Origin of the sequence: Entomomonas moraniae (genome assembly GCF_003991975.1) — a bacterium.
Classification (GTDB): Bacteria; Pseudomonadota; Gammaproteobacteria; order Pseudomonadales; family Pseudomonadaceae; genus Entomomonas; species Entomomonas moraniae.
The window spans coordinates 1,290,638-1,313,574 of sequence record NZ_CP029822.1 but is presented as its reverse complement, the minus strand read 5'-3'; the positions used below and the strand labels follow the sequence as shown (position 1 = coordinate 1,313,574).

At 37.8% G+C, this 22,937-nt stretch carries 31 protein-coding genes and 1 pseudogene; 30 read left to right on the top strand and 2 right to left on the bottom strand.

What is annotated here, in order from left to right; all coding sequences use genetic code 11:
* Positions 1 to 2: 2 nt before the first annotated feature.
* The gene (locus DM558_RS06220) at positions 3 to 353 is read left to right on the top strand and encodes a hypothetical protein (protein WP_127162739.1); all 351 of its coding nucleotides are present in this window, start codon (positions 3 to 5) and stop codon (positions 351 to 353) included.
* Entirely contained in the window at positions 286 to 549 is a 264-nt protein-coding gene (lysC, locus tag DM558_RS16015) for an Rz1-like lysis system protein LysC (RefSeq protein WP_407644298.1), read from the top strand. The genes DM558_RS06220 and lysC overlap by 68 nt, the downstream gene beginning before the upstream one ends.
* Here lysC and DM558_RS06215 read toward each other — a convergent pair.
* Positions 543 to 950: a DUF2388 domain-containing protein gene (locus DM558_RS06215; RefSeq protein ID WP_228411832.1), complete on the bottom strand. Its 408-nt coding sequence runs from the start codon at positions 948 to 950 to the stop codon at positions 543 to 545. The two genes, lysC and DM558_RS06215, sit on opposite strands and share 7 nt — an antisense overlap.
* 109 nt (positions 951 to 1,059) lie before the next feature.
* Here DM558_RS06215 and DM558_RS06210 point away from each other — a divergent pair, with 109 nt between their 5' ends.
* The 22 genes and pseudogenes from DM558_RS06210 (at position 1,060) to DM558_RS06105 (ending at position 15,712) form a co-directional block, all read left to right on the top strand.
* Entirely contained in the window at positions 1,060 to 1,623 is a 564-nt protein-coding gene (locus DM558_RS06210) for a terminase small subunit (RefSeq protein WP_127162737.1), read from the top strand.
* Positions 1,562 to 2,854, top strand: a complete 1,293-nt coding sequence (locus DM558_RS06205; RefSeq protein WP_164731299.1) for a terminase large subunit domain-containing protein — start codon at positions 1,562 to 1,564, stop codon at positions 2,852 to 2,854. The genes DM558_RS06210 and DM558_RS06205 overlap by 62 nt, the downstream gene beginning before the upstream one ends.
* Position 2,855: 1 nt before the next feature.
* Positions 2,856 to 3,746 (top strand): DUF4055 domain-containing protein, encoded by an 891-nt coding sequence (locus DM558_RS15915; RefSeq protein ID WP_127162733.1) that lies wholly within the window; start codon positions 2,856 to 2,858, stop codon positions 3,744 to 3,746.
* Positions 3,704 to 4,204: a DUF4055 domain-containing protein gene (locus DM558_RS15910; RefSeq protein ID WP_127162732.1), complete on the top strand. Its 501-nt coding sequence runs from the start codon at positions 3,704 to 3,706 to the stop codon at positions 4,202 to 4,204. The genes DM558_RS15915 and DM558_RS15910 overlap by 43 nt, the downstream gene beginning before the upstream one ends.
* Before the next feature lie 198 nt (positions 4,205 to 4,402).
* On the top strand, positions 4,403 to 5,239 hold the full coding sequence (locus DM558_RS06190; protein WP_127162730.1) for a minor capsid protein: 837 nt from the start codon (positions 4,403 to 4,405) through the stop codon (positions 5,237 to 5,239).
* A gap of 167 nt (positions 5,240 to 5,406) precedes the next feature.
* Entirely contained in the window at positions 5,407 to 6,054 is a 648-nt protein-coding gene (locus DM558_RS06185) for a hypothetical protein (RefSeq protein WP_127162728.1), read from the top strand.
* 97 nt (positions 6,055 to 6,151) lie between these two features.
* Positions 6,152 to 7,098, top strand: a pseudogene (locus tag DM558_RS06180) (major capsid protein).
* Between the two features lie 35 nt (positions 7,099 to 7,133).
* A complete protein-coding gene (locus DM558_RS06175; RefSeq protein WP_228411831.1) occupies positions 7,134 to 7,454 on the top strand; it encodes a HeH/LEM domain-containing protein in 321 nt (106 codons plus the stop codon).
* Complete coding sequence (locus DM558_RS06170) at positions 7,454 to 7,831, top strand: hypothetical protein (protein ID WP_127162726.1); 378 nt, start codon at positions 7,454 to 7,456, stop codon at positions 7,829 to 7,831. The genes DM558_RS06175 and DM558_RS06170 overlap by 1 nt, the downstream gene beginning before the upstream one ends.
* A gap of 12 nt (positions 7,832 to 7,843) precedes the next feature.
* Positions 7,844 to 8,194 carry a glutamate 5-kinase gene (locus tag DM558_RS06165; protein WP_127162724.1) on the top strand — a complete coding sequence of 117 codons (351 nt, stop codon included), beginning with the start codon at positions 7,844 to 7,846 and terminating at the stop codon, positions 8,192 to 8,194.
* Positions 8,195 to 8,197: 3 nt separating this feature from the next.
* The gene (locus tag DM558_RS06160) at positions 8,198 to 8,599 is read left to right on the top strand and encodes a hypothetical protein (RefSeq protein WP_127162722.1); all 402 of its coding nucleotides are present in this window, start codon (positions 8,198 to 8,200) and stop codon (positions 8,597 to 8,599) included.
* Positions 8,596 to 8,982, top strand: coding sequence for a phage tail terminator-like protein (locus tag DM558_RS06155; RefSeq protein WP_127162720.1), 387 nt, complete (start codon positions 8,596 to 8,598; stop codon positions 8,980 to 8,982). The genes DM558_RS06160 and DM558_RS06155 overlap by 4 nt, the downstream gene beginning before the upstream one ends.
* A 31-nt stretch (positions 8,983 to 9,013) precedes the next feature.
* Positions 9,014 to 9,778: a phage tail tube protein gene (locus DM558_RS06150; protein WP_127162718.1), complete on the top strand. Its 765-nt coding sequence runs from the start codon at positions 9,014 to 9,016 to the stop codon at positions 9,776 to 9,778.
* A 2-nt stretch (positions 9,779 to 9,780) separates the two neighbouring features.
* Positions 9,781 to 10,395 carry a DUF6631 family protein gene (locus DM558_RS06145; protein WP_127162717.1) on the top strand — a complete coding sequence of 205 codons (615 nt, stop codon included), beginning with the start codon at positions 9,781 to 9,783 and terminating at the stop codon, positions 10,393 to 10,395.
* A 180-nt stretch (positions 10,396 to 10,575) separates the two neighbouring features.
* Complete coding sequence (locus DM558_RS06140) at positions 10,576 to 11,403, top strand: KilA-N domain-containing protein (protein ID WP_127162715.1); 828 nt, start codon at positions 10,576 to 10,578, stop codon at positions 11,401 to 11,403.
* A 77-nt stretch (positions 11,404 to 11,480) separates the two neighbouring features.
* Positions 11,481 to 11,903, top strand: coding sequence for a hypothetical protein (locus DM558_RS06135; protein ID WP_127162713.1), 423 nt, complete (start codon positions 11,481 to 11,483; stop codon positions 11,901 to 11,903).
* Positions 11,904 to 11,959: 56 nt separating this feature from the next.
* Entirely contained in the window at positions 11,960 to 12,454 is a 495-nt protein-coding gene (locus DM558_RS06130; RefSeq protein WP_127162711.1) for a hypothetical protein, read from the top strand.
* Positions 12,455 to 12,459: 5 nt separating this feature from the next.
* Positions 12,460 to 12,795, top strand: a complete 336-nt coding sequence (locus tag DM558_RS06125; RefSeq protein ID WP_127162709.1) for a hypothetical protein — start codon at positions 12,460 to 12,462, stop codon at positions 12,793 to 12,795.
* Positions 12,796 to 13,279: 484 nt separating this feature from the next.
* Complete coding sequence (gene cspE, locus DM558_RS06120) at positions 13,280 to 13,489, top strand: transcription antiterminator/RNA stability regulator CspE (protein ID WP_127162707.1); 210 nt, start codon at positions 13,280 to 13,282, stop codon at positions 13,487 to 13,489.
* Between the two features lie 463 nt (positions 13,490 to 13,952).
* Entirely contained in the window at positions 13,953 to 14,639 is a 687-nt protein-coding gene (locus DM558_RS06115; protein ID WP_127162705.1) for an ankyrin repeat domain-containing protein, read from the top strand.
* 192 nt (positions 14,640 to 14,831) lie between these two features.
* Positions 14,832 to 15,329, top strand: coding sequence for a hypothetical protein (locus DM558_RS06110; RefSeq protein WP_127162703.1), 498 nt, complete (start codon positions 14,832 to 14,834; stop codon positions 15,327 to 15,329).
* A 56-nt stretch (positions 15,330 to 15,385) separates the two neighbouring features.
* Positions 15,386 to 15,712 carry a DUF5713 family protein gene (locus DM558_RS06105; protein ID WP_127162701.1) on the top strand — a complete coding sequence of 109 codons (327 nt, stop codon included), beginning with the start codon at positions 15,386 to 15,388 and terminating at the stop codon, positions 15,710 to 15,712.
* A 65-nt stretch (positions 15,713 to 15,777) separates the two neighbouring features.
* Here the strand turns inward: DM558_RS06105 and DM558_RS06100 are convergent, their stop codons facing one another.
* Positions 15,778 to 16,317 (bottom strand): hypothetical protein, encoded by a 540-nt coding sequence (locus DM558_RS06100; RefSeq protein ID WP_127162699.1) that lies wholly within the window; start codon positions 16,315 to 16,317, stop codon positions 15,778 to 15,780.
* Positions 16,318 to 16,434: 117 nt separating this feature from the next.
* Between DM558_RS06100 and DM558_RS06095 the strand changes: the two genes are divergently transcribed.
* The 6 genes from DM558_RS06095 (at position 16,435) to DM558_RS06070 (ending at position 22,928) form a co-directional block, all read left to right on the top strand.
* On the top strand, positions 16,435 to 16,638 hold the full coding sequence (locus tag DM558_RS06095) for a helix-turn-helix domain-containing protein (protein WP_127162697.1): 204 nt from the start codon (positions 16,435 to 16,437) through the stop codon (positions 16,636 to 16,638).
* On the top strand, positions 16,631 to 17,365 hold the full coding sequence (locus tag DM558_RS06090; RefSeq protein ID WP_127162696.1) for an antA/AntB antirepressor family protein: 735 nt from the start codon (positions 16,631 to 16,633) through the stop codon (positions 17,363 to 17,365). The genes DM558_RS06095 and DM558_RS06090 overlap by 8 nt, the downstream gene beginning before the upstream one ends.
* 85 nt (positions 17,366 to 17,450) lie before the next feature.
* A complete protein-coding gene (locus DM558_RS06085) occupies positions 17,451 to 17,744 on the top strand; it encodes a hypothetical protein (RefSeq protein ID WP_127162695.1) in 294 nt (97 codons plus the stop codon).
* The gene (locus DM558_RS15785) at positions 17,737 to 18,537 is read left to right on the top strand and encodes a BRO-N domain-containing protein (protein ID WP_228411830.1); all 801 of its coding nucleotides are present in this window, start codon (positions 17,737 to 17,739) and stop codon (positions 18,535 to 18,537) included. The genes DM558_RS06085 and DM558_RS15785 overlap by 8 nt, the downstream gene beginning before the upstream one ends.
* Positions 18,534 to 18,848 (top strand): hypothetical protein, encoded by a 315-nt coding sequence (locus DM558_RS06075; RefSeq protein ID WP_127162694.1) that lies wholly within the window; start codon positions 18,534 to 18,536, stop codon positions 18,846 to 18,848. The genes DM558_RS15785 and DM558_RS06075 overlap by 4 nt, the downstream gene beginning before the upstream one ends.
* A 57-nt stretch (positions 18,849 to 18,905) precedes the next feature.
* Complete coding sequence (locus DM558_RS06070) at positions 18,906 to 22,928, top strand: tape measure protein (RefSeq protein ID WP_127162693.1); 4,023 nt, start codon at positions 18,906 to 18,908, stop codon at positions 22,926 to 22,928.
* The last annotated feature ends 9 nt before the right edge of the window (positions 22,929 to 22,937 follow it).

Sequence of the window (22,937 nt, the reverse complement as noted above, 5' to 3'; positions counted from 1 at the left end):
ATATGGATACTATCACTAAATACGCTTCTATAGGCTTAGGTGCTATATGCGCTTTACTAATTATCTACTGCCTACTCTTACGAAATGATAGAGACGAGGCTTTAAATAAGATAGATAGTCTTAATGGTCAATTAAATACAGCCATAACAGCTAACCTAAACCTAAAAGGCTCTATTGATCTACTAGAGAAGCAAGCAGAGCAAAACAGAAGCTACATAACTCAGCTTGAAGAACAAAGAACTATAACCAGTAAAAAGGCTATGGAAGAACTAGAGAAGTTCAAGAATGCAAAAAAAACTAATCCACCTGTTAATAACTGGGCTGATATTAAACTCCCTAATGGGCTGTACTAACAAACAAGTAGTAACCGAAGTTAAGACGATTTACATCAAGCCTCCAGTAATAACCCAGTGCACTAGATACTCAATCCAAGAATGCAAACCAAGTACAAACGGCGAACTATTCGAATGTACGCTAGAGATAACCAAGCAACTTAATTTATGTGCTGATCAGATAGACAGTTTAAGGAGTTGGCAAAGCAATCAATAAGCAAGAATAGCCTTAGCTAGTTCCATATCTGAAGCATTAGAGTGTTCTTTTCTAAGTAGGGTTAGTGCTTGCTCTAAGTAAGCGCCACGGATATTTCCATCACTGACAATATAGTTGATTGCATCTGGTTGTGCTCGCTCAATCAGTTTAAATCGAGGACCTGTATTACTCGACATTGACATAGAAGATAGTACTTGTCCTAATGATTGACTTGTCGCAGCTAAACCTTGTGCACCAGCACCAAAATCAATTTGATTTAAATTAGTATTTAATTTAGCCATCTTGACATCAAGTTTTAATAAATCCATGTTCATGGCATGCAAGTCTGGAATATTTATGTCAGGTGTTTGAGCGCAAACATTAAAACTAAGAATGATTAGAAATAAGCTAATATATCGCATGACAAACTCCTTTTAATTAAACATTTGTTTTATTTTAATATATAAAACATTTGTTTTAAATATTTATTAGCAACAATATATTTCTTATCGTTAGGCGATAGGAACCATTATGAGAAAACTAACCAACAAACAAAAACTATTCGTAAAAGAATACCTAATAGATTTAAATGCTAGTCAAGCTGCTATAAGGGCAGGGTACTCAAAGGCTTCAGCGAATCAAATAGCAACAGAACTACTTGGTAAAACCGTAGTTATAAACGCAATACAAAAAGCCATGGATAAAAGAACAGAAAGAACCAAGATAAATGCTGATTATGTCCTAAATAGACTGGTTGAAATAGATCAATTGGATGTTGCCGATATACTCCAAGATGACGGTAAGTTAAAACCCATTCAAGAGTGGCCTAAAGCATGGCGGCAATCAATAACAGGTATCGATGTACAAGAGCTAATGAGTGGTGATATTGAGTCACTTGTTAAAAAAATCAAATGGCCCGATAAATTAAAGAACCTTGAATTATTAGGTAAGCATGTAGCAATCAGTGCATTTAATGAAAAACAAGAGCAACCACAAGAGTTACCGATAGGAAAAATACAAGTAGAGGTCGTGGGTGCGAACATTAAACCTAAAGATGACGAAGGAACAAGCGGAGTTCTTTCAGTTACAGGCTAAATACTCTTTGTTCGTAGGAGGTTATGGAAGTGGCAAGACAGAAACGCTTGCTAATTGTGCATTAAGAGATGCGCTAAGCTCATCACAGGCGATTATTGCGTGTTATGAACCTACTTATGATCTAATACGGTTAATTCTAGCCCCAAGAATGGAAGAAAAGCTGTTAGATTTTGGGATACGCTATAAATACAACAAAACAGAAAACATCATCTATACAAGTAATCCTCAATGTGGGGACTTTATACTCAGGACGCTAGAGAACCCAGTCCGTATTGTAGGGTATGAATCCTACAGGGCACATGTTGACGAAATAGACACGCTTAAAAAAGATCAAGCCAATGCAGTATGGCAAAAGATCATAGCACGTAACAGGCAATCATTAGTTGATGACATTGGTACACGATTAGAAGGCTCATTCAATCGAGTATCGGCTTATACCACGCCAGAAGGCTTTAAATTTGCTTACGATACATGGGTAAAGAATAAGAAAGCTGGTTACGAGTTAGTTAGAGCCAAAACAGCAAGTAACCCATTCTTACCAGAAGACTATGTACAATCACTGCTTGATAGCTATCCGTCACAACTCATTAAAGCATATCTGGATGGTGAGTTTGTCAATCTCAATAGTGGCAATGTTTACCCGAGCTTTGATAGAAAACTTAATCATAGCAATGCCATTATCACTAAAGGCGATACACTTTATGTGGGAATGGACTTTAACCGCTTAAAGATGAGTGCGGTTGTTTATGTTATAAAAGACAATGATCCTATAGCGGTGAAAGAGCATACTGGGGTGAGAGATACGCCAGATATGGCTAAACTGTTATGTGATCTTTACAAAAACAACGGGCATTCAGTCATTATTTATCCCGATGCGAGCGGTGCTAACTCATCCAGTAAAAATGCCAGTGAATCAGATTTAAGCATTTTAAGACAGGCTGGATTAACAGTAAGGGTAAACAGCACCAACCCAGCCATTATGAATAGAATTAACGCATTTAATGCCATGATATTGAATGGCGAAGGCGTTAGAAATTTAAAAGTAAACACCAACAATTGCCCTGAACTAACAGAAGCACTAGAGCAACAGCCTTACGATAAAAATGGCATGCCAGACAAGTCTGGTGGATTAGATCACGTACTAGATGCGGCAGGCTATTTCATTGCTTATCAATACCCTATTGTAAAACGTCAATTTACAACCCAAACAATACCTGGATTTGGATACTAATATGCCTGTATCAACAAAACACCCTGATTACGTAAAGATGCTGCCTAAATGGGAGCTAATGCGTGATGTGTTAGAAGAGACCGTCAAAGAAAAGCGGGAAAAGTACCTACCACAAACAGCAGGACAGAAAGCAGTTAACCTACCTGAAATATACAAAGCCTACATAGCAAGAGCAGACTTTCAATCTTTTACCTCAGATGGTTCACGCTCAATGATGGGGCTTGTTTCTCGATTAGAAGCCAGTATTGAACTACCAACTAAATTAAAAGACCTAGAAAATAATGCAACCGCGGATGGGTTTGGACTAAAACAACTCTTCAATCGTGTAGTTGAAAACTCATTAGGCTACGGAAGACAAGGGCTTCTTGTTGATGTTGACCATGAAGGGAAGCCATACTTAGCCTATTATGATGCCTTCTCTATCATCAACTGGAAATCAACCAACAACAACGGACGTAAGGATTTAACCTTGGTTGTTTTAGCTGAACAGTGGCTAAAAGACACGAATGATGAATTTGACCACGATACAGAAACGGTTTACCGAGTATTAGACCTGGACGAGCAGGGCAAGTATCGAGTAAGAATCTTTAAAGATGCTACATTAAGTGAGCCGGTAGAGACAAAAGAAAATATTCTTAATGGAGTAGATTACATTCCCTTTGTTTTTATTGGCTCAACCGATACCAGCCCAGAGATAGACCCCATACCCCTATGGACTATGGCAAAGTGTGCAGTAAAACAGTACCAGATCAGTGCCGACTATTACCACGATCTTCATTTAACCTGTCACCCTCAACCTTGGGTTAGTGGTTTAAGTGCAGAAGAAAAAATAGAATATTCAGGGCCAATATGGTCTGGAAAATACCACAGGGCGGCAACTGTGGCTATTTAGAAATATCAGGTAATGGTATTGAGCGCAACCGTATCGCCATGAGCGACTTAAAAAATACTGCTTTAGAGTCAGGGGCAAGGGTAATTGATATTGGTGTTGAATCGGGCGAAGCACGACAAGCCAGACAAAATGACCAATATGCTACATTACACTCTGTTGTCAGTGTTGCAGTCAGCGCAATCAACCAAGCCCTCAAATACATCTGTGAAGTTGTCCACGTAGCAACAGAAAAAGACATCTTTAGCGTTACTATCGACTTTAGAGCAGCGGGTGTAGATGCTTCAATTCTTACAAGCCTTCTCAGTGCAGCACTGGCTAATAAAATCAGCATGACAACCTACTGGGATTACATCCGTACAGGAAAAATAACAGAACGTACCTACGAAGAAGAACAAAAGCTAATCGCTGAGCAACAAGACAACGAAGGATTACAGCTAGATGAGCCAGAAACAACTTAGAGATACTGCCATTCGTCACGCTGTCCTACTAGAACAACTAAAAGCGGGGAGATAAAAGACCTACAAAGATACTACAGACAACTGGACAAACTCATTAGAGAGCTTCTAACCAGGCAAGAGCTAACAGAACTGACCCCAAAACGATATCAACAGTTTTTAAAGAATGCCCAAAAGGAAATACAAACAATACTAGAAGATATGGCAGAAAAAGTTAGTCATAAGCTTACTGATATAGCTCTCTATGAAGCTGAATTTGAGCAAAAAAATCTTACTAAGACATTAGGCGAGAAGTTTAAAAGCATCGCTAAAACAACCTTGATATCCTCTCTAGCCGTCATTCCTTTACAGGTTAGTGGCTCGATAGCTGGTAAGACTGTTAATGAAGCAATTAATATCATACCGATTGAATCTCAGCGGTTAATTAATGCTATCAAAGTAAGCGTTGCTCAAGGCAAATCTAATGCTGAGATCATCACCTCGATTAGAGGAACTAAAGCCAATCAATATACAGATGGCATACTTAATGTAAGCCGTAACAGCATTGATTCAACTGTTAGAACGTTAATTGGTCATACGGCTACAGTCGCAAAGGAAACTCTTTATAAGGCTAATGATTCCGCTATAGAGGGTGTGCAGTGGGTATCTACACTTGATCGAAGAACTACCTCTACTTGTGCAGCGTTAGATGGTCAAATCTTTAGGCAGGGAGAAGGTCCTAGGCCACCTCTTCATTACAACTGTAGGAGTGTCGTTATTCCCGTCACTCGACTCTCTAGGCTGTTTAGTCAAGGAACAACCAGAGCGAGTGAAACGGGGCAAGTATCAGGCGATCTTACCTATTACTCATGGCTACAGAGACAGAGCAGTACATTTCAAGATCAAGCATTAGGACCAGTAAGAGGTCAATTATTCCGTGATGGTGGTTTGAGTGCAGAGCGATTTGCACAATTACAAATAGACAGAAACTTCAGACCAATTACACTGGCTAGAATGAGAGAGTTAGAGCCGCTAGCTTTTGAAAGAGCAGGCTTATAAAGTTAAGTCGCCCCTAGTACTGTCGTGAGATAGAACGAAAGGGCGCATTATTTGCTCCTAGTATCGCTGTGAAGCGTCACGAAAGAGCGCATTATTTTATTAATACCCCTTAAGTGGGGTTTTTTTATGCCTGAAAAAAGGTAAACAACAACACCCAAGGGACAACAATGCCATTAACAGCAGAGCAACTCAAAGAGTTAGGAATAGAAGTAAACGAAGATCAAGCAAAAGCTTTAAACAGTAAGTTTGAGTCAGAGCTTGAAAGTAGTGTAACTGGTTTAAAAGCTAAAAATAGCGAGCTGTTAGGGCTTCAAAAGCAACTAAAAGAAAAGCTAGGCTCTTATGCTGACCTAGACCCAGAAGCTGCTAGGGAAGCCTTAAAGAAACAACAAGAAATAGCTGATAAAAAGCTAATTGAAGAGGGCAAGCTTGACGAATTAGTCCTCCAACGCACTGAGCGCATGAAAGAAGATTACGAAAAGAAATACCAAGAACTATCAGGGCAAGCAGAGCAAGCTAAGAGTTTCGCCAACAAATTCAAAGGTCGCGTGCTATCCGATGAGATACGCGCAGCGGCTACCGCATTAGGTGTTATCCCATCAGCGATTGATGACGCTATTTATCGTAGTCGTGATCTATTTACCGTCGATGATGAAGGCAAAGTAATACCCACCGAATCAGCAGGGTTAGATGCCAAAGGCAATCCTCTGACAACAAAAGCATGGCTAGAAGCTATGCGAGAAAAAGCGCCTCACTGGTTTCCTATCGTTCAGGGAGGGGGGCGCCCGGCTCAGGTAATGGCAAGGCTAAATTGAGTAGATCAAAAATGAGTGCCGTGGATATAAAACAGTATATCGAAGATCACGGACGCGAAGCATATTTAAAACTACCTAAATAATGAGGGAATAATTAATGACAACTACCGTTAATACAGATATGGTTATTTATAATGACCTAGCACAAACCGCCTATCTTGAGCGTATTCAAGATGTAATTGAAATCTTTAATGTTTCATCTAGTGGAGCAGTGATTTTAAACAATGAGCTGATTGAGGGTGATCTACGTAAAAGAGCTTTTTATAAAATTGGTGGTGCTGTTGAGCATCGTGACGTTAATTCAGATGCCAAGGTAACAGCAAAGAAGATTGGCCCCGGCGAAATGGTTGGTGTAAAAGTTCCATTTAAATATGGCCCATACCAAACTACTGATGAAGCATTTAAAAGGCGCGCTCGTAGCCCTGAAGAGTTTTCCATGCTTGTCGGTCAAGATTATGCAGATGCGGTTTTAGAGGGTTATATTGAGTATGCGATGGCTTCTCTGAAAGCCTCTATCATGTCAAATGCAGACATGGTTGCTAACGCTAGTATAGCAAAGGACGGTAAGAAAACATTAACTAAAGGCATGCGTAAATTTGGAGATCGTTCAGCGCGCATTGCCTTATGGGTGATGGACAGTACGACTTACTTTGATCTAGTAGATCAAGCGATTACTGACAAAATCTACAACGAAGCAGATATTGTTATTTATGGTGGTCAGCCAGGAACACTAGGCAAACCTGTATTAGTTACAGATAAAGCTCCTGTCGATAGTATTTTTGGATTACAGACAGGCGCTATTACAGTTACTGAATCACAATTACCTGGTTTTTGTAGTTACTCTATTAACGACCAAGAAAACATTGCGATGGGTTTCCGAGCCGAAGGAACATTTAACCTAGACGTATTAGGTTATAGCTGGAAAGAAACAGCGGGGTTAATCCTAATCTTGCTGCATTAGGCTCGTCTGCTAACTGGACTAAATACGCTACGAGTAACAAATCCACTGCAGGCGTATTGATTGATCTAAGCACAAAACCATAACATTAATAAACGCCCCTTTAAGTAGGGCTTTGGACATGAGCATGGAACTAATTTATACAGAACGAACTTCAAATTTTGAAAAAGATAAAAGTTATCGTAATCCACAGTATTTTGATAAACCTGAAAAGGCTACAAAGGTTATTATTGAAGGTGATTATCCCAATATTGTAGAAGCTTATGAGGCTGTCGGCATTAAAGTAAGCACTGGAGCCGAAAAGGAAAGCGGCCCTATTAATCCTTCTGACATGAAAGTAGATCAACTCAAAGAAATTCTCACAGCCAAAGGCATAGAATTTCCTGATAATGCTAAGAAGGCTGATCTCGTAAAACTGTTAGAAGAAGCAGGCGGTGCATAATGGACTACATCAACGTTCAGGGTGCTACCGACTACTTCGGCAATACAGATTGGGCAGTCAAAGAAACACCTGAGCGTTGTGTACGGCTGGCTAATCTGTGGTTATCTAACAAAGGGCTTCCTAATCTAAATCCCATCCCTAATGAATGGAAAGAAGCAGGCTATGAGATCGCCTACGAGATCGGTAAGGGTGGCATCTATGCAGACAAACAAACTGGGGTTTTGAGTGAATCAATGAGTGCTGATACTGTTTCGTACAGTCAGACGCTCGCTAGTAATGCTGTCACAATCTCCAAGGGAGAGCTAATAGCAGATGATCTACTCAGGCCGTGGCTTAAAAGCTTTGGATTAGTCAGCATTCTTAATAAAGTTCCTTAATAAGGTGCAATCATGCTAAAAGACAAAATCACTAAAGCTCTGAGCAAAGCTTTCGATAACAAGCTTGCTGATGCTGTGACCGAGTTTGAAGGGATTAGGGTTACCAAGGGTAATTATAATCCTATCACGGGTGAATCAGATGATATAGTGACCAAATACACTGGACGCGGCGTGTTTGGTTCTTATGCGCTCTCTTTAGTTGATGGTGAATCTATTCTAACCACTGACCAAAAGCTCACAGCACTACAAGCAGAAGTTACCAATACCCCACAAATTAATGACAAAATCGAAGATTATACCGTCATTAACGTAACCAAAGACCCTGCCAATATCACATGGTCCATTCAGTTACGGGGAGGGTAATTTATGGCTGTAAGAAATAACAGCCTCTCTGCTCAAATAGACAACTATAGCAACCAAATGCAAGACAGAGCAAACGCCGCTGTACTAGAACTTTACGGTGAGCTTGTAAAAAATACGCCGGTAGGTAATCCTAGCTTATGGCTGAGTGGTTATCACCCTAAAGGTTATGTAGGTGGAACCGCGAGGGCTAACTGGCGAATCGTTGAAACGCCCGATAACGAAATTATCCATTCTACTAGCGTACCCACAACACCCACATTACCTACACAGTGGACAAAACTCTACATCATCAACAACGTGCCTTATATTGTTCCACTAGAATATGGTCATTCAAGACAAATTGAAGCTGGATGGATAAGGCGTAGTGTTGACCGATTTAACTTGATACTGCGAGGTCAAAATTGAAAGAACTGAACAGCGCATTTATGGTGGCGATTGAAGGAATCTTACCCTATCCAATCAAGTACGAGGGCAAGCTCTTTAAACCGCCTCCAGATACACCCTGGATAGAAATAAAACACATCCCTACCACAACCGAGCCATTACAAACTGTAGAGAAGCTAGGCGGAATACTACAGATAGACATCAATCACCCACTCGATACTAGTGCACCTAAACTACTTGAAGATGCTGACAAGGTTAAAGCAAGGCTAAGACCTCATGTAAGATTTGAATATAACGGGCAGTCATTCACTGTTAGAAAAGTTGATTACAGCCAGATTCTAATCAAAGATAACTATAACGTTATTCACTTATCAATTTACTACAAAGCAACGATTAACTTTTAACTACCGCCGTGAGGCGAAAGAGGACTATTTTATGGAAACAAATAAACTATTTAGTTTACAAGGCCGTTTCTCAACTATTCAACGTAAAGCAGACGGCAGTTTAGATAATACAACAAAAACATGGCTAGGTAACGTAAAAGAAGCCAGTCTAGAAATGTCCGTTGACAAAGAAACAATGAAAGAATCTTTCTCAGGACAACGGGCTGATTACGGCACCATCATCACAGGTAAAACAATTAGTCTTAACATGACATTAACAGAGTGGCTGCCAGAACCATTAGCACTAAGTCTTTATGCTAAAGAAGTTAAAGTTGACGCTAAAACAATTACTGATGAAGAATTTCCGACAGTGGTTGATGGTAATACGGTTGTATTAGATGGCTATTTTATCTCAGACCTAATCATCAAAGACTCAACTGCAACACCTGTGACACTAAAAGAAGGCGTTGATTATGAAATCGTCTCTGATATATCAGGCGATATTAAAATACTTAGCACCAAAACATTCAAACAGCCCTTCAAAGCGAGCTATAAATCATCCGAAGCAACAGCACTGTATCCATTTGCCAACATCCAACCACCTGAACGCTGCTTGGTTTTTGAAGGGATTAATACCCTGACAGGTAAAAACACTTATATTGAAATGTACCGTGTTCAATTTGACCCCACCAGTAATTTTGGATTGATTAATGAAACCTTTGGCGAGCTACCTTTAACCGGTACGCTTTTAATCGACTCACAAAAAACAGGCAAAGATCAGTTAAGTGGATATATGCAAGTTCTGACAATGGAATAATCATGGCCAAAAAACGAAGTTCTTCTGTAAAGAAAAATGACGTTCATGAGCTAGAAATTCTTTTTCCTGAACGCCCTGTGGAAATAGCAGGGCGTTCAATCACCATAAAAGAGTATTCATTTCTAGAAGCTTTGCGCTTATTGAGTGTAGCTGAACCTATCATCAACACATTAAAACAAAAATACACCGATATTCCAGGATTCGAAGAAGCTCAAGAACTACTATTAAAACACAAAATCGAGGTTGCTTTTCTTGTCAGCCAATCATGCAGTCTAACAGCACAAGAAATAACTAAACTAACGCCAGAGGAGGGATTAGTACTAATAGGAGTATGGTGGGAAGTCAATAAACAAGGACTGTTTGAATTCTTCAAAGAACCAAGCAGTAACACGACTAATAAAAATAGTCATGCATGGACCAACAACATCACCTACTTACTAAAAAATGGTTTTAGCCTAAACGACATAAAACAACTCACCATCCGTCAACTAAAACTCTATACCCAGTCACTAGGTGAATCAGAACGGCACAAAATGGCAGATGATATAACCGTAGTAAGCGTGGGAACAAATGGCGGTAAAGAGACTGCTAAGATCGTAAAAGACCTTAGAAAATAAAAATTATTAATAGGTTGCACTTATAGAGTAATAAAAACGAGGTCAACTTCCTCAATTTTTATTCATTTCAATTCAGCAAGCTAGGTTAGCTACCGAAAAAAGACGGTTGCTTTCTCCCTGCCGTTTTTGCTTGCCTTTTTTTATTCCTGGGAGATTTAAGATATAAGGAGAAATAAATATATGAATAACATCATTAAATTAGATTATCAACACTATCAAGTTAGCTTCAATGATGATGGATGGATTAATGCGACCGAAGCAGCTAAGAAATTTCATAGAGAAGTTACCCAATGGTTAAGAACAGAGGAAACGTTAAATTACTTATTTGCCCTGCAAAATGCACTTAATTTAAAAGGTGTCTCTGAGACAGAGATTAATGAAATCAATAGTTTAGATAGCCGTAGTAGTGCTTACAAGAATAAAATATTAATTCTAAGCAAAAAGACTGGGTTAGTTAGGTCTAAAAGCGGTAGCCCTGAGAGTGGAGGTGGTACATGGTTACACCCTAAGCTAGCTGTTGCTTTCGCTAGATGGTTATCCATTGAATTTTCTATTTGGTGCGACATTACAATTGATCACCTAGTCAGATCAAGAACAGTTATCCATACTAATGAGCAAGTAATCAAGTTATTGACCTTGGATGAAGCTGACACTTGGGAAAAGCGTTTTATTGATAGTTTTTATCGTGCGTTAGCTAGAGTGACCAATACTCGTTATCTAGGACATAGAAACGGAACTCCACCAATATTTGGCAAAATAACAAAAGAATGGGTATATGAAGTGGCCTTACCTGATTATGTCTATCAAGAAGCAAAATTAAGATGTCGTAAGGGTGAGAAAGTACATCAATATCTAACACCTACGGCATTAAAAGCAGTTGAAGCCCAGATAATTAGTATTACATCATTAGCTAATGGTTGCTTAGATTATCAAGACTTTATATCGCGCTGTTCTCAAGCTTATACCAAGCAAGGGCAAATTAAACTAATCTTACCAAAGGCTTCGTAAAGGGTACGCAAGTACCCTTATATTAATTGCTTTTTCCATGCAGTTAATTAAAAATGATTTTTTCAATGGAGTAGTAAATGTATAAATTTATCTCATTTATGTTGATTTTAGCATCTTTTGCAACTTTTTCTCAGGCGGATGAAGAGCTTCCTTGCCCTGAAAAGCCTTATTACATCATATTTGATGAGACTGATATGGAAGTCTGTGATCTTATTATTGATCATGTTTTATTAGATAAACCCATGTCTGCACATTCCGCAGTTGCTAGTTTTTATACTGACAAGCATTTCTATGAGAAACGAGACTATTGGATTGCTTCTTTTGTTTTTGATAATGGCACACAAGAGTATTATGCTTATAATCAGCAGGAGGATAAGGTTCAAGCTATGAGTTCAGAGCAATTTTTTAAAAAATTGCAGTCTGTAAATAGATGTAATGCACGACCAGAGATACCCTTATTTGAAAAAGTTATCAGCAATTTTAATGAACCACATAGATAAGCTGATTGCTTTTCCTTTGTTATTGAATAAGAATAATGTTTTACAAGGAGGAGTATATGCCAAAAATCATAATATCAACGTTACTAGTATTACTTGCCTGTAGTGGCTTATCAATGGCTAATGAGTGCAAGATTAAAGAGATAAGCCCAAAGGAAGAGAGCAATAGTTATACATTCAAAAACATTGTTAGCAAAGGGTTAGCGCTTTATAGTCCTATACCTATAGGAACAATAGCTGCATCGGATGGGGTTGTGTTGATTTTAGAAAGAGAAAACCTTATAGGGATATTTACAATACAGAAAGATTTCATAACGAAAGGAACGATAGAAAAAACCATCCAAGAGGCGTATTACTACGACTGCTCAGAGCCAATTATTAATATAAATAAGCCAGATTATAAAATATATATTATCGAGCAAAAAGGAACTTTAGATGATAGACCAAGGACAACAGCTTTTGTACTTACTGATAAATATAAAGATCTATTTTATCTAATATCATTTACTGGATTTTCTAAAGATGAAGTTGTTCAAATGTTAACAAGGAAATAAACAAAATGGCTGAACAGATTGTAGATTTATATACACAAGAAGCACTGGTTAAAATTTTGGAAAAGTTATATCCAGGCAACTATAAAGGTATAACCCCAAATGAAAAGGTGGCTCTAGAGGTTTATAAAATGATAGTGGACTCTAAAGAATGCACCTCATCTCTAAATTATATTAAGCCATTATTAGGTGGACCAATTGGTGTCCCCCGTACTTTAACATCTGTAGCTATCAAAGAAATTAGACAGGCAATTAAAAAAGTTAGCCAAGACCAACATGCAATTAGATGTATGGAATCCGCTGCGATGAAGAAAAAGCAAGATATTTTATATTACGGTCTTTAAACTCATCAATGAACGGGGGAATATGCTTTTCACCTTTCTACATTGAAAGATCTATCAATACACGCATGAATGGCCCACTTCGGTGGGTTTTTTATTGTTCATTTTAGAGGCAATTATGGCAAGCTTAGACAGTTTGGTAGTGAGTTCGATTTCTTCGCATACCTTAAAAATGCATATGAAAAAATTGTTTCCCGAGTAACTTCTTAAATTAATACCTAGAGGGATTTGATTAAGCTGAGAACAATAATTACACTTTAATGGGAATCTGACGGAATAAAGCTTGCTATAAAGTTTTATATATGAGTTAATGGCTATAACAGAAATTCAGCGTTAATAAAGCATTTTCAATACCTAGTTTTTAGTCCAAATAATATCTTTTTGTTTCTTCTATTTTCTCTATATTAATCATGTTCATCCAAAGCGAAGAAATTTTGTCAATTACAGTTATGTGACTGAATTTAATTTATAAAAAAGGTATATTCAAATGTCGATTCAAACAGGTTTAGTTAAGTGGTTTAATGAAAGTAAAGGTTTTGGTTTTATCACTCCTGACAATGGTAGCAAAGATTTATTTGTTCATTTCTCAGCAGTTATTGGTGATGGATTTAAAACATTATACGAAGGACAAAAAGTACAGTTTTCTGCTGAAAATGGAGCTAAAGGCCCTACAGCAATTAATGTATCAGCTATGTAATAAAAATATAATAGCTTACACATAAGATCAAAAGCCTGACTTGATGTCGGGCTTTTTGTTGTCTGAGTACTAGTAAAAACTTTATAGCTATATTTTATTAAGGACTACCCCTATAGCAAGGAAGAGCCAATTAAACAAAGCCCTCTTTTGAGGGTTTTTTTACGCAAGTAGAGAATATGACTAAACTCGATGTCTGGAATAATAACGGGTTTATTTAGATAAAGAGTTAAGAGGTGCCGCATGAGTAATGTAATTTCTTTAATGGTAAGCCACTTACAAAAAAGACAGATGAACTAATTGATTATAGAATATAAGATATTTCAATATTTACATGTGGTTACAGTATCAAAGTGGTATTTTTTAATTAATCATGTTTTCATGAAACTAAATACTTTTCAACAAAAATAAAACTAGAAAAGTACTAATTATTAAATCGTCTTTTGATCATCAGGGGAATTTAACAATGTATAAAATTACAACTATTTTAGCTTCTATATTAATAACAACAAATATAATTGGTTACGCTGAACAACAATCATTAAAGGTGGAAAATAATATGCCTTATTTATTCAAAGAAATTAAAGCGAATGATAATGAAGCTGTTCTTAACTTTGTTAAAGCAAATCCTTCTTTATTAGAAATACGTAACTCAGAAGGACAAACACCTTTAATGTTAGCTATTTATCAAGGTAATCAAGAGCTTGCAATACAACTTATTCTTGCTGGAGCCAATGTAAATGCACAAGATAATATAAAGAACTCTCCATTTCTCTACGCTGGGGCTGAAGGGTATTATGATACTGTTAAATTAGCATTAGCCCATGGAGCTAAATTCGATATCTATAATCGTTACGGTGGCACTGCGTTAATTCCAGCTGCGGAGAAAGGACATGTTAAGAACGTTGAACTATTAGCGAATACGCCTAACTTTCCGATTGATCATGTTAATAATTTAGGTTGGACTGCATTAATGGAGGCGATTGTATTAAGTGATGGTGGAGCAAAACATGTCCAGATTATTGAGATCTTATTGAAAGCAGGAGCTAACCCCAATATTCCTGATAACAAAGGCATTTCTGCTTTAACTCATGCAAAACAAAAGGGATATACAGACATTGTTAAGCTCCTTGAATCCTATCACGCAAAATAAACACTTAAAGAGCCAGATTAATACTTAAACTTATCTGATATCTTATCACAATGAAATTAATAGCAGCATAACCTTAGGGCGTTCGCGCCCTTTTTTAACTTAATGCCGAGAATAATAACGAGCTTCTTTTTAGCATTGAATAATCAGCGCTGTTATCCTATCCTGTCTCTATGTTTATCTAAGGGGAAAGGGATGAAAAAAATAATATTGATGGGGCTAAGCGTTCTTTTATTAGCTGGTTGTGATGGTAAAAAAGATTACCCAATAGATGAAGTTTTTACTAAAGACTCTGCATTCGGTGTTAATGCTAATACAACATTAGACGAGTTGAAAAAGAAGGTGGAACTGAAAGAAGTTAAGCCTAATATGTACGCTTCTAACTCAGCCCCAAAGCCTTATAATTATCTTAATAGTTACACTTATGTTTTTGAGAATGATAAGATTTGTATTGTTCTCGGCGCAAGGAAGGGCGATGTAAAGGAAAAAGCAGAATTTGTAGGCGAATACGATAAGTTAAAAAACGCAATAAATGATATTATATATAAAGCTAAACCTTCAAAGCTACAAGATATAGAGACTAGATGGACTACAGAAAATCCATTTAGCACCGTAAGACTAGGAGTATATGAAAAAAACAATGATGTGTATTTCAATTACCATGTGCGCTATTCATATGGTTGTACTAATTAAGCAAGCCCTCATAGAAAGTAACATAAAGAAAATATAACGAGAAGGAGTTAGTTGCCATGAAGAAAATAGACCCCGACTTTGTTTATCTAAAAGACATGATGGATGATGCATACTACCCACCTCATCTTGTAGAAAAGCTTAAAAACCTGTTAGTCGAATTAGTGCATTTTCTAGAACCTGAAAACAAAACTAACGACGAAATACAGGTAAAGTGCGATGAAGTTACAGAGGCAATCAATAGTTTACAAGACGAGTTTTGGGAAAACGGTAGTGAGATTGAAACGGTTGCCCGTGAAAGTATATGTGAAACAATCTTCTGTATTTTAAAATACTTTGATATTGATATAGATTCAGAAGAAGCTACTCGTCAGCGCGATTGGTAAAAAGCAGCTTAGTACATATAAACCCTCCTAGTGAGGGTTTTTATTTGGGTGTGAGTTTTTATAGGTTAAGAGTTGTTAAGCATTTTTTTGTATTGCTCATAACTTGGGTTTAGAGGTTTATTTTTTTCTAAAAATTCCATGTATGCATTTAGAGTATCCCACTCTGCTCTGACCTTTTCCAAGTCTATATGTTTTTCAATAACATCAAATTCTTCTGGATTTTGAGTTAGGTGACCATTTAAGTCTCCAAATAAAGGATATTCTCCTTTGAATAGGTCGTTGCATGCCCAGTCTGCAACTCTACTTAAAATAGAGCCAGCAATATGATCTCCAATTATGCCTATTCTGAGTTTAAAAATAATTTCATCGTCATTCCATATATAGCTCATTAGTTTGCGTATGCTAAGTCTTTCTCTACGGGCAAATCTTTCACTAGAGAGAACAACAGGAAAGGTGATAGAGGTAGTATCAATGAGATCTTCAAGTTGCTCTTCAATAATTGATACCGTGCTTTTGTTTAAGCATGTAGAGGTTATATCAATCCCTGCCTTTAGATAAGAGGGAACTCTAGCGGACAAGACAACTTTTTTTGATCTATTAGCCATAATAAAAAACCATAGGTATACAAAAAATATGCTTGCATTAAATGTTACTTACAATTATTATGCTTACATGTTTTTGGTTGTGTTTAGTAATGTAATCTTTTAAGGAGAAAACAAAGTATGTCTATAGTAACACAAATTAAACCTATCTCAATTAGCCCTAAACAGGCTGGTGAGTTAGTAGGGGTAACACGTAATGCTATTTATGATGCTATAAACAGTGGCGAGCTTAATTCATTCAAGAATGGTCGCCGTAGATTGATTAGATTTATTGATTTGGAAAGCTGGGTTAATAAAAAAGCTGAGGGGAATGGTAATGAATGAATTAATCAAGATTGAGCAATCGAAAATTAATAATGAATTAGTTAAAACTGTAAATGCTAGAACATTGTATGAATTTTTAGAAGTCGAAACTCAATTTAAAGATTGGATTGCCCGTCGTATTTCTGAGTATGGATTCATTGAAAATACTGATTATTTAAGTTTCGCTCAAAAAAGAGCAAAACCTACAGGTGGTCGCCCAAGCGTTGAATATCACATCACTATAGATATGGCGAAAGAATTATCTATGGTAGAAAGAAATGAGAAGGGTAGACTAGCTAGAAAGTATTTTATTGAGTGTGAAAAGATCGTTTTAGGCGAAAGCAAGCAAATTAAAACTGATAATTCAGGCTTAGTTCAATTCAGACAAGCTAGAGCATTAAAAATGGCTACTGAATCAGCTAAAGATATCTGTTTAATGTTTCCAAGTCTTAGCGAAAAATCAAAGCAAGTCATCTATGCAGGTTTAGTCAATCCAATTGCAGGGGCTGAAATAATTCCATTACCAAAGTTAGAGCAGAAGTTATATACCGCAGAAGATATTGGAAAAATTCTTAATATTAGCGCTAACAAAGTAGGGCGTATTGCTAATTCCTTAGGAATTAAAACACAAGAGAATGGCGAGAATATTTTAACTAAATCTAAATATTCAGCAAAACAAGTGCCTAATTTTATGTATAACGATAAAGGATTGGAAGCTATTAGACTAGCCTTGGCTGAGGCATCTTAATATGAATGGACAAATAAAAAAGGCTTCAAGTGCGCTAACACCTAAAGCCTCTAATCTAAAACTTATATCTTGCGGAGATAAGTCAATGTCAAATAGTACAGCAACACAACAAAATAATCAACCTAAGCAAGATGCTTGGGGTTTAGCTTATGAAGCTAGCAGAGTAGCTAAGATAGTTAATAAGTCAGCTTATGCCATAAGAGCGATAGGCGATGTATTAGAAGCTGACCTATGTAATAAAGATTGTGATAACGAAAGTTTTAACAGTAATGTTTTAGGTGGATTAATTAGTGCTATTCAGTTAATCAGTAATAACTTGGATGATTGCGGTAATGATTTAGGAGATTCTGTAGTTAAGGGAGGATTTAGCCATGAGTAACTTAATTAACTACAATTTTAACAGCGACCAAGTAAGGGTTGTTATAGTTGAGAGTGAGCCTTGGTTTATTGCTGCTGATGTGTGTGCTTCTCTAAATATTGATTCTAGCCAGACTAGAAAGCTAGACGATGATGAAAAGGCCCTGTATTCAATACAGACCCTTGGCGGAAAACAGGATGTTGCAATACTTTCAGAGTCTGGCGTATATACTCTAACATTAAGATGCAGGGATGCAATGAAAAAAGGAACAAAACCCTATCGTTTTAGAAAGTGGGTTACTGGTGAAGTATTGCCTTCTGTTCGTAAAACTGGTGGTTATAGTGTTGATAGCTTCAATATACCTAAGTCATTGCCTGAAGCATTAAGACTAGCTGCTGATCTTGAAGAACAGAATCAGCAGTTACAACTAGAGAACAAAGAAAAATCACAAAAGATTGAATCATTAGAAAGCCTATTCAAACATGGAGAGTCTATTACACAGTTTTGTAAAAAGCTAAATGGTGTAAATGTCATGGATGTATCAAAGTTTCTAGAGAAGAAAAACTGGCTCTATAACGAAAGTAAGAGCAATGTCAGATGGCGCGTAAAATCTTACGCTAGGGATAAATACATGACGGAAGAGATAACAGAGATAGCTCCTCATGGATTAGAGCCGTTTACAGTAAACAAACCTGTTTTACTAAAAAATGGCGCAGTAAAGCTCTATGACTATTACATAAAAGGAATGTTACCCATGAAAAAGACTTGGAATGGTGAATATACTCAAGATAAAGAGTTAAGAGGTGCGGCATGAGTAATGTTATTCCATTTAGCCAATCTTACAGAAAAACTTATGAAGGAAAAATTTATTTAAGTGATATAGAAAGCGCAGCAATCGCATTAGGTTTTCACTTAAGAACCATGGAAGGGTTAGGGGCAGATGATAAAGAGTTAGAGTTTATCGAATCTTTAGATCAGCACTCTTTAACCAAGTTAAATAAATGGATGTGCGCAATACATTGTATGCATAAAGCAACAGTTCCACTTAGTGATATTAATAAAGTAGTTTCGGAGACGGCAAAAGAATATCAGTCGCCAGAAGATATTGTTTTAGATAGTGATTAACCTTGGGGCGTTCGCGCCCTTTTTTTAACTTAATGCCGTGAGGCGTGGAGAAACAAAATGACAGACGGAATTAAAATACCAGTAGACGCTAGTGAAGTTCAGGCGGCAAAAAAACAACTACAGATTTTAAAATCTACATTAGAAGAACTAGATAAAACAGTCATCAAAACAGATGGCACTTTTGGCGAGTTCTTAGACAGTCACGGCGCAAGAAGCAACATTCGTGATTTAATTACGAAAGTAACAGGGCTAGAGAAACAAATAACCGAAGCAGAGAAAAGCGCGGTTAAATTCGGCAATACAGCTGCAAACTCAGCTAATCAAGCTAATAAATCATTTGCAAACTTAAAGACAGGTATTCTTGGGTTGACGGCTTCGTTTTTATCCATCGCTGGCTTTACTGCAGGAATGCGGATGGCTAATCAGTACAATGAATTAGCAGAGCGTATACAAATGGCGACGGATAGCCAAGATGAGTTTGAGTATGCTCAGGAGCGTATTTTAGCGTCAGCTAACCGAACCTATAAACCACTATCAGAGCAACAAGAGCTATTCATTCGCATTAATAGCTCGGTTAAGGATTTAGGGTATACAACTTATGATACGTTAAACTTTTTGGATAGCATGAGTTCAAGCCTGACAATCAACTCCGCTAATGCTGAGAAGTTTGCGAGTGTTGTTGGTGCTATTAATATGGCGATGGCTAAAGGAAAGGTATCAGGTAATGAATGGATAACGATAACTAGCACAATGCCGACAGTTGTCAAAGATATTGCGGACTATCTAGCAGAGATTCGAGGCGTTTCAGAAGTATCAGAAAAAGAAGTGCGTCAAATGGCTATTAATGGCGAACTTACCACACAAATCTTTATTGAAGCTGCCAATAGAGTAAGAGATGTTAAAAATGAAATGGCAGAGGGTATGAGTACAGGCACAAACGACTCAATCCAGCGATTTACCAATGAGCTAGGGGGTTACTTAAGTGAGCTGGATAAGTCGACAGGTGCTACAGATAAGTTAGTTAGTACGATGAACTATCTTACTGATAATATGGATGGGGCTGCTAAATTAATCGGCTCTGTATTAGCAGGGGCTTTGACTGCTTATACACTAAAAGCAACTGGAGCAACATTGGCAACAGTTAAAAATACTTATGCAAAAATAGCAGATACCATTGCAGAGAGTAATGCTGCAAAAGCAGAGGTTGCTAGAACAGCAACAATAGTAGCTCAGACAAGAGCGCAACTTGGACTAACTGCATCACAAACACAATTAACAGCCGCTACTAATGCTTATGCAACCGCGCAAGCTAGAGCCGCGGCTGCTTCTACTGCTATCCGCGGTTTTATGAGTGGTGGTGTTTTAGGTTTAGTTGGTTTGGCGGTCACACTTGGAACGGCAGCAGCTAGTTGGCTACTATTTAAAGATAATACAGAGCTTGCTAAAAATGCGTTAGATGATGCGGCTAAAAGCATTGATGAGGTTAGACAAAAAATAACTGAAATGACTGAGGCGCAGCTAGATAAATACATTATTGAGGTCGAGGCAGCAGTTAAGATAAAAGAAGATGATGTTGATAATGTTATTAAGCAGATAAAAGATAAAATTCCTACTCAAGAGCTAATATTTTCCAGTCCAGAAGGGGAGGTTTATAACGATAACAAAGAAGTAATCGCCGCCTTTGAAAACTTCAAAAAATTACGTGAAGAAAGTGGAGATACTGCTAAAGCAATCAATATGCTTAAATCTGAGCTACAAGAGTTAGGTGTATTAGATGAAAAAATGAATACTCAACTTACGACCTTAGCAGGTAGTCTTGATGATGAAAATAAGAAGCTAGCTAAACAAGTTGCTGTTTTAGATGAAGCCAAAAGCAGAAAAAAAGAGCTGAGTGCTCAGAATAAAGAAGCCGCTGCAGCAAGTGCTGATCTAAAAAACAAGTCTAGTGAATTGAACCAAGAAATACAAAAACTCACTAAAAGTCTAGATGAACAATATCAATCAGGGCTAGGATTAGATGGAGCAATAGCCAGTATAGAGTCAAAGATTACAACTTTAGGTGGACAATCTGGAGATGCGGCGGAGGAAGTAGCCAAGCTTAATGATGCACTAGACAAGTTAAAAGGCGCAAAATCCAAGCTTGATAACTTAAATGATCTTAAAATGTTAGAAGATATCAAAGAAAGCGCACGCACAATGCGAATGGATGAGTTCGACAAAAAAGCCGATAAAGTACAGTCTAGTACGCTGAGTGACGAGCAGAAAAAACAGGCGCTTGATCTGATCGTCCAACAAAAGGCTTATTCAGACTCTAAAAAGACTAGCAAGGGAAGTGCAAAATCAGGAAATGATAAAGAAAACTATCTTAAAAATCTTGAGAAAGAAGCAGCACAACTCAAACTAACAACCCAAGAGATCAGAGAAAGGGAATTAGCAGAAAAAAATCTTTCAGAAGAAATGCTGATAAGAGCTAAAGCCGCTTTAGAAATTATCAATGCTGACGAAAAAGAACGCCAAGCAATGGCTAATACTAATGACAATATTCAATTACAGATAGAGTTATTGCGTTCATTAGGTGACGAAGCTGGCGCGGCTTCACTTGAGTTAAAAGCCCGTCTGGCAGAAATGCGTAAAGAGTTTGAGAAGAACGGCAATACAGAGGGATTATCTTTATTGCCTAAGGTAGAAAGAGTTAATGATTTTAAGATACAAATGGATAGTATTAAATCAGAGATAGATAAATTATTTAACTATCAAAGCCAACAAGAGCAATCGATACAAGCACAAGTTACTGCTGGCATTATTACCCAATACGAAGCACAAAAACGACTAACTGAACTGCATGAAAAAACAGCTAAATCTGTTTCAGGAATGCTTCCTCAGCTTCAACAAATGTCAAAACTTGAGGGGGAAATGGGGCAGCAAGCATCAGACTATTTAACCCAAGTACAAACACGCTTGATCGAATTACAAGCGACAACAAACGAACTAGAAAACGCCTTTAGAAATGGCCTACAGGACGGTATTCAGTCCAGTATTGACGGCCTAGTCAAAGGCACAATGAACCTACAAGAAGCCCTTAAAAACTTTGTAGACAGCATTGCATCCAATATTCTTAACGTCATCACACAGAACATAGCACAACAGGCTACTGATGGCATTATGGGAGGGCTAAATAGTCTAAACTCAATGTTTGGCTTTGGGGGTGATACGGCAGCAGTGGGTATTGATGAAACCTCACCGCAAGCAGTCGCTATTAGCACAGCATCACAAGAAGGTGCTATGGCTATGCAGATGGGAATAGAACAGGGGGCTATGACAGCGGCTCAAACTATCAGCAGTGCATTTAGCTCTATGGGTGCAATGAATGGTGGATTAGGTGGTGATGGTGGCTTATTTGGCAATGTAACCCAGCAAGCTAGCGAAGCAGTGGGGGCTATCAATACCGTAAAAGCAACCAAAACAGCAGCAGACGCTTCATTAACAGCTTCTGCGGTATCTTCGGCAGCAACTACGCAGACAACGACACAAGCCGCCGCCGCGAGTGCAACAGCATCATGGACACCAGCAGCAACGGCGGCATCTGTAGCATCCTTTGGTTCTGCCGCAATGATTGGACTCTCTGCATTAATGATGGTACTTACCAGTATGAAAGCCTTTGCAACAGGTGGACATGTAAGAGGTGAGGGGACAGGTACAAGCGATTCAATCCCTGCAATGCTCTCTAATGGTGAATTCGTAACACGCGCTAAAGTGGTAAAACAGCCAGGAATGTTAGACTTTATGAAAGACCTCAACAATAGAGGATGGGGAGCTGTTAATGATCTTACGCGTGTTCACCATTCAACAGGTGGACTTGCTGGAGTTCCTGCTCCTTCTGCGCCTAGTTTGCCAAGTATTAACCTTGCACCTATGGAAAATACAAATAGCACAACGGTTCAAAATAGTATTAGGCTTGTAACAGTTAAAGATGAAAATGAGTTTTCTAAGTTAATCAATACCCACTCAGGAACACGAGATTCCTTGAAAACATTCTTTATAGAAGAAAATGGTTTTATTAAGCAAATTCTACAATCTTAAACGGAGATA

Bases quoted from the DNA above. Each gene is read 5' to 3' on its own strand.
- DM558_RS06140 (WP_127162715.1), top strand. From the start codon at position 10,576: ATGAATAACATCATTAAATTAGATTATCAACACTATCAAGTTAGCTTC.
- DM558_RS06145 (WP_127162717.1), top strand. From the start codon at position 9,781: ATGGCCAAAAAACGAAGTTCTTCTGTAAAGAAAAATGACGTTCATGAG.
- DM558_RS06185 (WP_127162728.1), top strand. From the start codon at position 5,407: ATGCCATTAACAGCAGAGCAACTCAAAGAGTTAGGAATAGAAGTAAAC.
- DM558_RS06210 (WP_127162737.1), top strand. From the start codon at position 1,060: ATGAGAAAACTAACCAACAAACAAAAACTATTCGTAAAAGAATACCTA.
- DM558_RS06085 (WP_127162695.1), top strand. From the start codon at position 17,451: ATGTCAAATAGTACAGCAACACAACAAAATAATCAACCTAAGCAAGAT.
- DM558_RS06170 (WP_127162726.1), top strand. From the start codon at position 7,454: ATGGACTACATCAACGTTCAGGGTGCTACCGACTACTTCGGCAATACA.
- DM558_RS06130 (WP_127162711.1), top strand. From the start codon at position 11,960: ATGCCAAAAATCATAATATCAACGTTACTAGTATTACTTGCCTGTAGT.
- DM558_RS15915 (WP_127162733.1), top strand. From the start codon at position 2,856: ATGCCTGTATCAACAAAACACCCTGATTACGTAAAGATGCTGCCTAAA.
- cspE (WP_127162707.1), top strand. From the start codon at position 13,280: ATGTCGATTCAAACAGGTTTAGTTAAGTGGTTTAATGAAAGTAAAGGT.
- DM558_RS06215 (WP_228411832.1), bottom strand. From the start codon at position 950: ATGCGATATATTAGCTTATTTCTAATCATTCTTAGTTTTAATGTTTGC.
- DM558_RS06190 (WP_127162730.1), top strand. From the start codon at position 4,403: ATGGCAGAAAAAGTTAGTCATAAGCTTACTGATATAGCTCTCTATGAA.
- DM558_RS06135 (WP_127162713.1), top strand. From the start codon at position 11,481: ATGTATAAATTTATCTCATTTATGTTGATTTTAGCATCTTTTGCAACT.
- DM558_RS06150 (WP_127162718.1), top strand. From the start codon at position 9,014: ATGGAAACAAATAAACTATTTAGTTTACAAGGCCGTTTCTCAACTATT.
- DM558_RS06115 (WP_127162705.1), top strand. From the start codon at position 13,953: ATGTATAAAATTACAACTATTTTAGCTTCTATATTAATAACAACAAAT.
- DM558_RS15910 (WP_127162732.1), top strand. From the start codon at position 3,704: ATGGTCTGGAAAATACCACAGGGCGGCAACTGTGGCTATTTAGAAATA.
- DM558_RS06165 (WP_127162724.1), top strand. From the start codon at position 7,844: ATGCTAAAAGACAAAATCACTAAAGCTCTGAGCAAAGCTTTCGATAAC.
- DM558_RS06095 (WP_127162697.1), top strand. From the start codon at position 16,435: ATGTCTATAGTAACACAAATTAAACCTATCTCAATTAGCCCTAAACAG.
- DM558_RS06100 (WP_127162699.1), bottom strand. From the start codon at position 16,317: ATGGCTAATAGATCAAAAAAAGTTGTCTTGTCCGCTAGAGTTCCCTCT.
- DM558_RS15785 (WP_228411830.1), top strand. From the start codon at position 17,737: ATGAGTAACTTAATTAACTACAATTTTAACAGCGACCAAGTAAGGGTT.
- DM558_RS06125 (WP_127162709.1), top strand. From the start codon at position 12,460: ATGGCTGAACAGATTGTAGATTTATATACACAAGAAGCACTGGTTAAA.
- lysC (WP_407644298.1), top strand. From the start codon at position 286: ATGCAAAAAAAACTAATCCACCTGTTAATAACTGGGCTGATATTAAAC.
- DM558_RS06220 (WP_127162739.1), top strand. From the start codon at position 3: ATGGATACTATCACTAAATACGCTTCTATAGGCTTAGGTGCTATATGC.
- DM558_RS06105 (WP_127162701.1), top strand. From the start codon at position 15,386: ATGAAGAAAATAGACCCCGACTTTGTTTATCTAAAAGACATGATGGAT.
- DM558_RS06090 (WP_127162696.1), top strand. From the start codon at position 16,631: ATGAATGAATTAATCAAGATTGAGCAATCGAAAATTAATAATGAATTA.
- DM558_RS06160 (WP_127162722.1), top strand. From the start codon at position 8,198: ATGGCTGTAAGAAATAACAGCCTCTCTGCTCAAATAGACAACTATAGC.
- DM558_RS06175 (WP_228411831.1), top strand. From the start codon at position 7,134: ATGAGCATGGAACTAATTTATACAGAACGAACTTCAAATTTTGAAAAA.
- DM558_RS06075 (WP_127162694.1), top strand. From the start codon at position 18,534: ATGAGTAATGTTATTCCATTTAGCCAATCTTACAGAAAAACTTATGAA.
- DM558_RS06070 (WP_127162693.1), top strand. From the start codon at position 18,906: ATGACAGACGGAATTAAAATACCAGTAGACGCTAGTGAAGTTCAGGCG.
- DM558_RS06110 (WP_127162703.1), top strand. From the start codon at position 14,832: ATGAAAAAAATAATATTGATGGGGCTAAGCGTTCTTTTATTAGCTGGT.